The following is a 12,214-nucleotide window of genomic DNA, read 5'->3' as shown; positions in this document are numbered from 1 at the left end:
CCTCCTTATTTTGTTATTAATTTTTCATACTTTGCTAATCTTCTAATATCATTAATTTCTTTGTCTTCAATCAAACCTTGCTGGATTCGTAAATAGCCAAACTCATTCATCTGTTCATCAATAATCATTAAAATTGCTTTAACATCACTCATTCCTGATTCATGTGAATTTGCTACTTCAAATTCAAACACTTCATTACAAACACTCTCTATCTGATCAAATGTACTGTATTGAGATAATACTGAATTATTAGTTAAAACAATTGAAACAGCTGGATATTTAGTTTGATTAATAGACAACTTTTGATTAGTAATTTGTGCATCTAAGTATTTCTCTTTGATTTTATTACTTATCTGCATATAAATCTGTTGTTCATTATCGCTCATTTATTGAACACCTCCTTTACACTTTTACCCTTTTTTTGAAGTTATCTCCTAACTTCATTTATATTGTAAAATAAAAAAGCATAAAAGATTCGCAACCTCTTATACAGAAAAGATTAAAGTATTAATTCTTCTAAATTTAAAATTTCAATAAATATAAATATCTATAAATTCCCATCATATTTTAATCTAATGATTATTTATCAAAGAAATTAAAAAACATAGGTAAGATAAAAGGCTGTATGATAAAATTCATTTTATCAACAGCCTAATATATTTTCTAACTATCTTTTTTTATTTGATCCAACATTTTCTTTAAAATTATATTAATCTTATTTCTAAGACCACTATCACTATAAAAGTATTTTCTAGCTACTCTTTCTATAGAATCATTTTTATATATTAATGTATCATTAATAATATTTATTTCTTCATCAGTTAATTTAGAATCTTCAATAATCTTGTCAACTACTTGTATGCAACTACTAATTATTTCTTCTTTTTCTGAATCACTAAAAATTACTAATTCTTTTTTCCAAGAAGTATATAATTGTAATAAACACTTCAAAATTTCAATTTCATTTTTCTCTTCTCTATTAAATTTAATATTCCCCACGGCTAATTCCCCACACTTTCTTAATTATTTTTCTTAAATCGGAGTAATACTTATCTTCACTAACATTTAAACTATTCAGCAATTCCTTTTTTTGAATATTATTTGAAAAATGATTTAATAAATATATGTATTCATCCTCTTCTAAATCAGCTAAAATATTTTGGTAATAATATAAATACTTTTTCAATATTTCTCCAAAATCATTATTTGGAAACATCTCTTTTTGTTTAATTAAAATAAATAATTTTACTTCTGTATTAGTAATTTTTAAATTCATCCTTATGTCCTCTCTATTATTATTATAATTGGTGAATCAAGGAAAGATTTACTCCCTTTTATTAATTATCTTACTCACCTCCATATCCAGTGACTTTTATCCTATTAATCCTATCACCAACTTATATTTTATAATATTTTAAAAATTCATGTTTTACAAAATCCACTTTTAACATCCATAAAAACGGATTTAAAATCAAAAAGTATAATTTCTTTTTTTATATCATAACACATATAGTGATGATTATGATTTTTTAGACCATTTAAGTGTATATTTCGATTTTTCATTAAATATTATCCTATAATACATAAGAGGTGGTATTGTGTCGACAATAACTGGAGAAAGAATATCATATTTAAGATATGAGAAAGATTTAACTAGAGATGAATTATCAAAAATTATTAATGTCAGCAAAAGAACAATTGTTGCTTATGAACAAGGAACCAGAGAACCAAGTCTTAAAACATTACGATTATTAGTTGAATATTTTAATGTTTCAGCTGATTATATACTTGGTTATACAAATAAACCCTATTGCTTAGACACAATTTTAAAAGAGGAAAAATCTTTTATCATACTCCCTAAAACTATCCAAGAATCACAAACTAAATATAATTCTATTAATGATTATATTAGCTTTATAGCAAACAAAGAAGATTAAAAGCAGGTGCGATATCATAAAGATATTACACCTGCTTTTTAAACTAATTTATCTAAATTCACTTTTGTTCTATATACAATCTTAAAGCGATATCCTTCATTTGCTGATAATACACGCATAGATGTTTTAGAGTCATCTGCAGAAGCATTAACTCCAATACCATAATTACCTAAATTATTACTACGTTCACTAAAACTATTTTCTAAATCATTAAATTTTTTACCAGCTTCGTTAAAACTTTTAAAATCTTTATCATCATTAATTAAAGTAATAATTTCTTTAATTAATGGATAACTGTCTTCTTTAACTTTTAAAGACTCAAAATCTTTTAAACCAGTAATACTTTGGCTAATATTCACACCATTAGTCTTACCAGATAAATCATAAGATAAATCAATTATTATTTCATTATTATCTGTATTTAACTCATAACTAAGTTCAGTATAAACATTATTTTGATCTGTTACATAAAAGCTATACTCTTTTTTTAAATCTATCTTTTCATATTTATTAATAATATCTTGTAAATCATTTTCAAACTTTTCAATTTTATCAACATATTTATCACTATTAGTAACTAATTTTTTAAAGTCAGATAATGATCCAAAATAATATTCAGTATGTTCACTCTTTATATCTGCTTTTTTTAAAGAACCTAATGTAATAGCATTCTTAGGTGTATTGATAACATTTTCAGTTGACACAGCTTCACCTAAAAGACTTCCAAACAGCATCGTTGATATCATTGGTGAAAAAATTAAAAATAATGCTAAAATAATATAAAAAGAATTTGAAAATGTATTTGTTCTCTTCATTGGTTTATAACCTTTTTCTAAACGATTGCCACAATGTGGACATACTTTAGCACTATCAGGAATATTTTTTTTACAATTTGGACATTGTTTCATTTAACCACCTACTCATAAATATTTGACATCCAAGTCTTGAAATCTTTGATATATTTTTCTTTAGCCTGTTCTTTTTTCTTACTATCTTTAATTTCATAATACTCTTCACTTAAATAAGTATACTCACTAATTGTTTCACCTTTATTAATTAATTTTAAAACTGGTGTCCAGCTAAAATCTAATTTTTCACGAATATTTTCATAAAAATCCTTTTCTTCTTGAGTTGCGTCTTCTTTTTTTGATGCATCTCTAAATGTTTTAATATTTAAATAATATATATATATACCCTCATTTTCTTCTAAATATGATGTTAAGATTGGTTCAAATTCTCTACAGTCACCACAATCAGGACGTCCAATATATAAAGCAAATAACTCATCACTTTTTAACTTCTTTTGTAATTGTTCATAAGTTATTTCATGAATCCCTGAAAGAGATGAATCTTTTTTTATATGATTAGTGGATGCTTGCTGGCATCCACTAATCATAAATAAACATAAAATTAAACATAGTAATTTTTTCATTACTTAATTAAAGATTCTCCATCCATTTCTGCAGGAATTTCTAATCCTAATAATTGTAAAATAGTAGGAGCTAAGTCCCCTAACTTACCATCTTCTTTTAATTCTAAATGAGAGTTTGTTAAAATCAAAGGTACTTCATTAGTTGTATGTGCAGTAAATGGATTATTATCTTCATCTAATAACATTTCACTATTACCATGATCAGCAGTAATCAACATAGTTCCACCTAATTCAAGAATTTTATCATATACTGCACCAACACATTCATCAACCACACTTACAGCTTTAATTGCTGCTGGGATTATTCCTGTATGTCCAACCATATCACAGTTTGCAAAATTAACAATTACAACATCATGAATATCTTTATCTAATTCTTCAATTAATTTATCTTTAACTTCATAAGCTGACATTTCAGGTTGAAGATCATAGGTTGCAACCTTTGGTGAATTTACTAATACACGTGTTGCTCCTTCAATTTCTTTATCAACACCACCATCAAAGAAGAATGTAACATGAGCATATTTTTCAGTTTCTGCAATTCTTAATTGTTTCATTCCTTTTGCTGATAAATAATCACCCAATGTATTAGTTAACTTAGGCAATTCAAAAGCAATTGTTCCATTAACACTATCAGCATATTTCATCATACATACAAAAGTTAAATTCTTAGGTACATTATTGAACGCATAATCATAGAAACCTTCATTAGTCATTACAGTTGATAATTGAATTGCTCTATCAGGTCTAAAGTTAGCAAAGATTACTGAATCACCATCAGTAACTTGTCCATCAACATTTTTATTATAACCAGGAATTACAAATTCATCAAAAGTTTCTTTTTCATAAGAGTCTTTTACATATTGAACAGGACAATCAAAACTTTCACCTTTATGATTAACAATTGCATCAAAAGCTAATTCAACACGGTCAAATCTTTTATCACGATCCATTGCATAATATCTACCAGATACTGTAGCAATTTGCCCAATACCAATCTCTTCAATTTTATCAGCTAATTCTTTAACAAAGTCAACACCACTATCAGGTGCAACATCACGTCCATCTAAAAATGCATGTACATATACTTTTTCTAAACCTTCTTCTTTAGCTAATTTTAATAGTGCATAAATGTGTTCATTTGATGAATGCACTCCACCATTTGATAATAATCCCCAAATATGTAATTTAGTATTATTTTCTTTAGCGTTATTAATCGCTTTTAAAAATTCTTCATTTTTATAGAAAGTACCATCTTCAACTGCTTTATTAATTAGTGTTAAAGATTGATAAACAGTTCTACCAGCACCTATATTTAAATGTCCAACTTCACTATTTCCCATCTGTCCATCAGGTAGTCCTACGGGCATTCCTGAAGCTTTAATCGTAGTAGTTGGATAAATCATCATTAAATCATCTATATTTGGTGTATTTGCAAGTTTTACTGCATTACCATCAATTCTGTTACTTAAACCGTATCCATCTAAGATACATAATACAATTGGTCTTTTTTTCATTATTTTTAATCCTCCATTTTCATGAACCATTATAACTTGTTTACCTATAATAATCAAACAAGAATGCTTTGAAAATAAAAAAATTAGTACTTTTTATGATACTAATTTTATTTTTTCTTCTTTTTGGGGGTCGTTATAATATACATACCAATAAAACATAAGATTAACGGCCAATACCCCTTAATATAATAAGCAATTGTTGATACAATTCCTTGAAAATCCTTGGTTCTATCCATTGTTAAGATCATTCCTAAAAAAACTAGAACTATTCCCGCATTTTTCCGAAAATCCATTTCTATCACCCTTATTATTATAACAAAAGCAACAAACTGAATTTGTCGATTAAAGGATAGAATGTGCAAAGACCAATAAATTATTTAAATTCACTAATTCTCTTCCTTTTTGAGAATATACATATAACTTATTATCTTTAAATTCAAATTTATTTGAATGAATTATACTGTTAATATCCTTTCTTGTTTCTACATCAATATGAATAAAAATATTTTCAGACATTTTTCTAAGTAAAATACATAAACTAGCTAAAGCTAATTCTAAATCAAACTGTGCCCTTATAATATCCTTTTGTAATACTGCTTCATCAAAAATCCCTATTTTATTTCTAATCTTTTTTATATGATTAATAACTGCTTCAACACTATTTATCTCATCTTCAAGCATATCTAAATAGCATTCTTCTTTAATTTCTCTTTTGTTCATTTATCAGTTTTTCTTTTTCCTTAACCATATATTTTAATTCTTTACCATACAATACAAAAGATAATAGCATTAAAGCACTACTTGTAATAATCAATACAGTACTTAACATAGTATTAGGAATATGTAAACTAATCAAAAGAATTACAACAACATAAAAATAAGCAGTCGCAATTTTCCCCCACCATGAAGCTCCTTGAATCTTTAAACCATAATCATATAAGTAAAGACCCACAATTCCTAACATCCCATCTTTTAATACAATGATTATTAATAAAAGCCATACTAGAGGATAATTAAACAATAATGTAATTGCAATTGTAAACTGTGTTAATTTATCTGCAATTGGATCAATTAATTTACCAAAATCTGTAACCATATCATATTTTCTAGCAATAAAACCATCTAAAAAATCACTAATCCCTGATAACACTAATACAAATGCTGCTATAATAAAATGATACTCAAATTCAGATCCAAAATATACATACAAAAATATTGGGATTAATAAAATTCTAAAATAACATAAACAATTTGGTATATTAAACAAATTCTCTTTATTTTTCATATCCATATAAATTCCTCTTTTAGCTTATTATAATTTACTTTTATAATAAGTCAAATTTTTTTATTATAATCAAGAATTCATTTTAAACATTCAAACAAAACATTATAACAATTTTTCCATTGTGACATGAGGACACCACTCATCATAATAGACCTCCCCTTGTGTTTGATAACCCAATTTTTCATAAAAACCTTGAGCCCTTTGTTGTGCTGACAATTGAGTAATTATATAACCTAATTGCTTAGCTTCATTTTCTAATCTTAATACTATTTTACTACCAAGTCCTATTTTTCGACATTCCTTAATTGTCGCTATTCGTCCTAAAATCATTGTTTCTTGATCTTTTTCATACATTCGACCTGTTGCAATTGCCTTGTCATTTTGATAAATAACCAGATGATAAGCATACTCATCAATTTCATCAAACTCATTTTCAAAACCCTGTTCTTCAACAAATACATGTTGTCTAATCAATCTTGCATCTGTAAAATCCTCTTTACCATAAGTAATTTTATATTCTAATTTATCTTCCATCTCTAGCTCCTAAAAAGTTAATTATACTATTATAAACCTCTTGTTTATTTTGTTCATTTAAAATTTCATGTCGCATTTTGTCAAAAAGTATTACATTGACATCCTGATATCCATTATTTTTTATATGATTGACTGCCTGTTTAAAAGCTTTTTCATTTATAAGACATGGATCATCACAACCAGATATAAATAAAATTGGTAATTCACTATTAATACTATAATCAATTGATTGATATGTTCGCTGCATCAATGTAAGTAAATTATAAAATCCATTAATTGTAAAAATAAAAGTACATAACGGATCTTGATTATAAGCATCTACTATATTTCTGTCACTACAGATCCATTCATTCTGTTTGTCAAATCTTTTATTAAATGCACCAAAAAACATCTTTTGCATTAGTTTACTACAATATCGTTCGTCTTTAACTACCATAAAAAGTTTACAAACTACTTTTCCAACCTTAGTTAATTTATTATAACTAGGACTCCCACAAATAATTAATCCATCAATTTCATAATCATATTTTTGTATGTAGTTTCTAACAATCAATGATCCCATAGAATGTCCTAATAAATATAGTGGTAAATCATTAAATCTATTTTTTATATATTTACTTAACAAATAAATATCTTCAACAATTGCACTTGCACCATCATTATAAAAATAACCTAAATCATTTTCATTTAAAACACTTTTACCATGTCCTCGATGATCATGAATAATTACGATATACCCATTTTGATTCAAATTATTAATAAAATCTAAATATCGTTCTTTATACTCACACATCCCATGAGCTATTTGAACAATTCCTTTAGGATCAGCACAAGTTGAAATAATAACATCTAATGGTAAATTATCACAACTTGAATTTATTTTTAATCTTTCCATTAAATCACCCCACTAATTATAACATACCAAAACTTATAATCATTACTATATATATTTAACTATTAGATTTACATCTTACTTTATAAATTATTTTCCATAATTAAAAACAATTATGATAAAAATCATAATCATTTTTAACTAACTATTCTACTTTTTCAATCATTGTTTCTGTTATTTTTAATTTACGTTTCTTTAATACCTTATTAACAAGTTCACTTGCCATTGAATACAAACATGCAGCACTAGGAACAGCAATTACCATCCCAAATATACCAAAAAAATCACCAAAAACAAAGATTGAAAGCAATACCCAGATACCTGGTAACCCAACTGAGTTTCCTACTACTTTTGGATAGATAAAATTATCTTCCAATTGTGATAAAACTTGAAAATAAATCATAAACCAAATTGCTAATAAAGCATCTTTTGATAAAATCAAAATTGCACCTACAAACATTGCTGCAATTGGTCCAAAAAAAGGTACAAAAGAAAATATTGAAATAATTGTTGCAATCAATTCTGGATAAGGGAAACCAAATAAACGCATAGTTATATAATATAACACCCATAGTATACATGCTTCTGTTAATTGACCACTAATAAAACTAGAAAATACTTCATTGGTTTTATGAGCATAATTAAAAATAATTTTAGTAACACGATAACCACAAATTGCACCAATTACTTTTCTTAGTTGTCGTAAAAACGTTTCCTTATTACCCAATAAATATAATGAAAAAATAAAACCTGTAAAAGCTATACCAAATTTAGATAGAAAATCAGTAGCATTTGCCATAATACCGCCAGCACTTTTTGATAGAAAATTCAGTGCTTGAGACACCATATCCTGCCAAGGCATATTAATCAGATTCTTTACACTACCAATATCTTCCATTCTAAAATCAATGCCAAAATAAATAAATATTTCATCAATATTATCAAATACATTAATTAAAAAAGATGAAATATTACTAATCAATGAAACTAAACTGTTAACTAAGTTAGGAATAACAATACTTGCAATAATAGCAACTAACAGTAACATTAAAATTAATGTTAAAACTATAGCTATTCCTCTTTTTTTACCATAAATAAAACTTTCTTTTTTACATCTTTTTTCAATTTGTCCCTCAATCAATTTCATCGGCTGATTTATAATATATGCAATAATTATGCCATAAAATAAATATTTCAAAGAACCCATAATTACAGCTATAACACTATATATATTACCAATATTGATTAAAAAATAAATAAGAAAAACTGTAAAAGCAGAAATAACTATTCCTGGTTTTACTTGTTTTTTTAAATCTTCATCTAATAAATTCCGCATAAATTCACCTCTATACTAAATAATTATAGCATATATCATCCACTATTATAACTATTGTTAAATCTGAGTTTCAATTTTTGCATCATTAATTATATTTTTTGTAGGTAAACATTTATTTTTTTACGAAGCTTATTTTCTAATATCCTTTAACTCTATTTCTTTTTTCACAAACTAAAAGTTTTATTTTCAATTGAATAAACATGACTACAACTATTTTTCTTTTTTGTGACAGTTATTTGGATAGATACCAATCTCTATTTTTCACCTTGACAGATTTTCAAATTTCTTTCTGTATTTTGATGATTTTACTACTAAAAAGATTAACTGCATCTACATTTTTAAAAACCAGTTTGTTTTTCAATATATCAACTTCATTATCACAAAACTTTCAAGATGATCTAATAATCTTTCATTTGTTTCATAAAAATTTATTCATAGAAAATCTTTACTAAATTTTGTTTATCTAATTAATAAAATTATAATATTTTGAAACTGCTTTTTATTTTTACCAAAACTAAAATGTTAAAATTTAAATAAAACCAGATTATTAAACTGCTTCATAAAACATATTACTTAAATAAATAATCCCTTCTCCTATACCAATTCCAAATAATATACCTGTAATTAATCGTAATAGATTATTACTTAAATATGATGTTAATAATTGTAAATACCCATCAATTATCATTGGAATAATTAATAAAACATACTTTATTTTAGGTTTATTCTTTCTTAAATAATATAAAATTCCTAGTAAACCAATAATTACTCCACTACACCGATAACATAAAATAAAACAAAAATTCCCAATATGTAAAGCTCTAGAAGGTATTCCATTACATAAAGGTATTTCTCCTATATGTAAAATTCTTTCTATAATTATTTCAATCATTTCACACACCAGTTTTTTCTGAAATAACACTCTCAGGAGAAATTCGATGCCAAGAATTTGAATGAGATCTTCCTGAATAAACACAACAAAATAAAATAATAATGCAGATTATTCCAGCAATCAATCCATTCAAACATGATTTAGCTCTTTTAGGAAATTCTTTCAACCATACAATATATAATACTAATCCTATATATGGCATGAAAAAACTTAATAATGTATATCCAAAATTGGTTTCATCATTAGGATTAATATAACCTGATGAACCAGAATTATTATTCCGTTGATATCTTAAGTCAGCTCCACAAACAGGACAAAAATTAGCACCCTCTATAACCTGTCGCCCACATTTATTACATATCATAGTTTACCCCCTCTCTATTTTTCAACTATATCTACTAACATCTCCACTAATTCATAATCAACAGCATCATATTTATCATCATTATAACTAAAACTTACTTTATCATTTATTGTAGTTGGATCAGTTATCCATCTTTTACAAGAACTATGAACCTGACTAATACCTGTATATTCTAAAAATTGTTCAACATTATTAACATTAATTCCACTTCCAGCTAATATTTCAATATTATTACCATAAGCATCATACAAATATTTAATCATTTCTTTACCTCTAGGTGCCTGACTTTGTAGACCACTTGTTAAAACTCGATCAACTCCCATTGTAATTAAAATATTCATTGCCTCATCAATATCATAAACACAATCAATTGCCCGATGAAAAACAGCAGTTTTATCATATGATTTGATAATCTTTAACATTTCCCGAGTTTGTGTAATATTTATTTCTCCTTCTTCATTCAAACACCCAAAAGCGATTCCATCTGCTCCATTATCCAGTAATATCTCTGCATCCAATTTCATAATCTCAAAATCTTCATCACAATAATAAAAACCAGCTCCTCGTGGTCTAACCATACAAATTACTTCTAAATCAGTATTCTCTTTAACTTTTAACAAGGTAGCTAATGATGGTGTTAAACCTCCCATATGCAAAGCACTGTTTAGCTCTATTCTTCTAGCTCCTCCATATTGGGCCTGCAAAGCATCATAATAACTCCCACAGCATATTTCAACAATTTTTTCCATATTTCCAACTCCTTATGTATTTTTATTATAACACTTTTTTATCTTACAATGTTTATATTTGATTTTTATTTATATAAATGTTAAAATTTACTAGCAGCTATCACTACCCAATTTAACAAAATAAAGTCAGATATGAAGTTTTTAAAAATTATTCATATCTTAAATGTCCTCGTAGCATAATGGATAATGCAGTCGCCTCCTAAGCGACAGAGTGATGGTTCGACCCCATTCGAGGACGCCAAATTCATTGATAAATAGAGTGTTTTCTTAAATTGTAATTTGTTCATAATGAACGTTTTACTTTGAGTTTTTTAGGATAAAACTCTATTCATTTTAAAAGCAGTCAACTTTATGTTGATTGCTTTTTTATTATGACTCGAACCTTTTTAAAGTATTTTTGCTAATGAAAATGGGTGTTTTGCTAATCAGACAATTAGCAAGTATTTTTGCTTCTAATAAAAAAGTACTTATCAATTAAATCAAAGAACATACATCCAAAAAATTAATAAGTACTCAAAATATACTATGTGATGCACTCAACAAGATTTGATCCTGAAACCATTTGAACCAAAATTAAATACTCTATTTAATTGAGCCAAGGGTATTTGCTTGTCTGTGCAAGCAGTATATATCCAATTTCCGCAATAACAAAACGACAAAAACCTCTAATTTCCGCAATAAATTATTTCTTATATATCCAAAAAACGCAATGAAAATAAGAAAGGGTACTAGGAATTATCTCTAGAAAAAGGATACGGATAGCCACAAGGCTATCCGTATCCAGTGCTTACTAGTATATGGCACAATCCCCCTATATAAAGTATAGGGTATATGACTTCCTCAAAAAAATCAACCTATTTCACTTTTTTCAAAGAAGTGAAATGTACCATTTTGCAGTTTTTCATATTGATTTTTTAATGAATAAAGTTCTTTTAATTGCGTTGTTATCTCTGACAATTCTTCATCAAGTTAATTTCGTTTGTTTGCTTTTTATTCTTTCAATACGTTCTTCTTGACTAATATATAAGTTTTCAGCAAAAATGGTGTTCCCACTAGAGTAAAGATTACAACCAAAACCTCTTTTTGCAATATACAACAGATAACAGGAACGCTGATATTCCTGATATAAAATATCAACGTTTTGAACAATAAGTTTTCACTGCAATGATCTATAGCCATAAATAGAATGACAATCATCAGCTACCAGTTTATCACTTGGCTATTTCTTCATTTCACTCATAATAGTTTTGACGTGGTTTGAAAGCATACCATAGTA

General features: G+C 26.5%; 16 protein-coding genes and 1 tRNA gene. 2 read left to right on the top strand and 15 right to left on the bottom strand.

Annotation, left to right across the window (positions count from 1 at the left end; genetic code table 11):
• Window positions 1–5: 5 nt before the first annotated feature.
• The 3 genes from BMW96_RS03285 to BMW96_RS03275 all read right to left on the bottom strand — a co-directional run bounded on the left by BMW96_RS03285 (window position 6) and on the right by BMW96_RS03275 (window position 1,276).
• Window positions 6–386, bottom strand: coding sequence for a hypothetical protein (locus tag BMW96_RS03285; RefSeq protein ID WP_092352473.1), 381 nt, complete (start codon window positions 384–386; stop codon window positions 6–8).
• A gap of 277 nt (window positions 387–663) precedes the next feature.
• A complete protein-coding gene (locus tag BMW96_RS03280) occupies window positions 664–999 on the bottom strand; it encodes a hypothetical protein (RefSeq protein ID WP_092352471.1) in 336 nt (111 codons plus the stop codon).
• On the bottom strand, window positions 986–1,276 hold the full coding sequence (locus tag BMW96_RS03275; RefSeq protein WP_092352469.1) for a hypothetical protein: 291 nt from the start codon (window positions 1,274–1,276) through the stop codon (window positions 986–988). The genes BMW96_RS03280 and BMW96_RS03275 overlap by 14 nt, the downstream gene beginning before the upstream one ends.
• A 322-nt stretch (window positions 1,277–1,598) precedes the next feature.
• Between BMW96_RS03275 and BMW96_RS03270 the strand changes: the two genes are divergently transcribed.
• Entirely contained in the window at window positions 1,599–1,937 is a 339-nt protein-coding gene (locus BMW96_RS03270; protein ID WP_157796028.1) for a helix-turn-helix transcriptional regulator, read from the top strand.
• Window positions 1,938–1,975: 38 nt separating this feature from the next.
• Here the strand turns inward: BMW96_RS03270 and BMW96_RS03265 are convergent, their stop codons facing one another.
• From BMW96_RS03265 to BMW96_RS03210, 12 genes are all read right to left on the bottom strand, one after another.
• A complete protein-coding gene (locus tag BMW96_RS03265; protein ID WP_092352465.1) occupies window positions 1,976–2,845 on the bottom strand; it encodes a zinc ribbon domain-containing protein in 870 nt (289 codons plus the stop codon).
• A gap of 8 nt (window positions 2,846–2,853) precedes the next feature.
• Complete coding sequence (locus tag BMW96_RS03260) at window positions 2,854–3,369, bottom strand: DUF6568 family protein (protein WP_092352463.1); 516 nt, start codon at window positions 3,367–3,369, stop codon at window positions 2,854–2,856.
• Window positions 3,369–4,886, bottom strand: a complete 1,518-nt coding sequence (gpmI, locus tag BMW96_RS03255) for a 2,3-bisphosphoglycerate-independent phosphoglycerate mutase (protein ID WP_092352461.1) — start codon at window positions 4,884–4,886, stop codon at window positions 3,369–3,371. The genes BMW96_RS03260 and gpmI overlap by 1 nt, the downstream gene beginning before the upstream one ends.
• A gap of 107 nt (window positions 4,887–4,993) precedes the next feature.
• The gene (locus BMW96_RS03250) at window positions 4,994–5,179 is read right to left on the bottom strand and encodes a LiaF transmembrane domain-containing protein (protein WP_092352459.1); all 186 of its coding nucleotides are present in this window, start codon (window positions 5,177–5,179) and stop codon (window positions 4,994–4,996) included.
• Window positions 5,180–5,228: 49 nt separating this feature from the next.
• Complete coding sequence (locus BMW96_RS03245; protein ID WP_092352457.1) at window positions 5,229–5,606, bottom strand: hypothetical protein; 378 nt, start codon at window positions 5,604–5,606, stop codon at window positions 5,229–5,231.
• The gene (locus BMW96_RS03240) at window positions 5,587–6,177 is read right to left on the bottom strand and encodes a CDP-alcohol phosphatidyltransferase family protein (RefSeq protein WP_092352455.1); all 591 of its coding nucleotides are present in this window, start codon (window positions 6,175–6,177) and stop codon (window positions 5,587–5,589) included. The genes BMW96_RS03245 and BMW96_RS03240 overlap by 20 nt, the downstream gene beginning before the upstream one ends.
• Window positions 6,178–6,273: 96 nt before the next feature.
• Window positions 6,274–6,705 (bottom strand): GNAT family N-acetyltransferase, encoded by a 432-nt coding sequence (locus BMW96_RS03235; protein ID WP_092352453.1) that lies wholly within the window; start codon window positions 6,703–6,705, stop codon window positions 6,274–6,276.
• Window positions 6,695–7,600 (bottom strand): alpha/beta fold hydrolase, encoded by a 906-nt coding sequence (locus BMW96_RS03230; protein WP_092352451.1) that lies wholly within the window; start codon window positions 7,598–7,600, stop codon window positions 6,695–6,697. The genes BMW96_RS03235 and BMW96_RS03230 overlap by 11 nt, the downstream gene beginning before the upstream one ends.
• A gap of 142 nt (window positions 7,601–7,742) precedes the next feature.
• Complete coding sequence (locus BMW96_RS03225) at window positions 7,743–8,933, bottom strand: AI-2E family transporter (RefSeq protein ID WP_092352449.1); 1,191 nt, start codon at window positions 8,931–8,933, stop codon at window positions 7,743–7,745.
• Window positions 8,934–9,480: 547 nt separating this feature from the next.
• Entirely contained in the window at window positions 9,481–9,825 is a 345-nt protein-coding gene (locus BMW96_RS03220; protein ID WP_092352447.1) for a DUF2085 domain-containing protein, read from the bottom strand.
• Window position 9,826: 1 nt separating this feature from the next.
• The gene (locus BMW96_RS03215) at window positions 9,827–10,189 is read right to left on the bottom strand and encodes a zinc-ribbon domain-containing protein (protein WP_092352445.1); all 363 of its coding nucleotides are present in this window, start codon (window positions 10,187–10,189) and stop codon (window positions 9,827–9,829) included.
• A 14-nt stretch (window positions 10,190–10,203) separates the two neighbouring features.
• On the bottom strand, window positions 10,204–10,938 hold the full coding sequence (locus tag BMW96_RS03210; RefSeq protein WP_092352443.1) for a copper homeostasis protein CutC: 735 nt from the start codon (window positions 10,936–10,938) through the stop codon (window positions 10,204–10,206).
• Window positions 10,939–11,103: 165 nt separating this feature from the next.
• On the opposite strand from BMW96_RS03210, the gene BMW96_RS03205 reads away from it, so the two are divergent.
• Window positions 11,104–11,179: transfer RNA gene (locus tag BMW96_RS03205), tRNA-Arg, on the top strand.
• The last annotated feature ends 1,035 nt before the right edge of the window (window positions 11,180–12,214 follow it).

Origin of the sequence: Thomasclavelia cocleata (genome assembly GCF_900102365.1) — a bacterium.
Taxonomy (GTDB): domain Bacteria; phylum Bacillota_I; class Bacilli_A; order Erysipelotrichales; family Coprobacillaceae; genus Thomasclavelia; species Thomasclavelia cocleata.
Note: the sequence above shows the minus strand (reverse complement) of the source record. Positions and strands in the feature narration are given on the sequence as shown.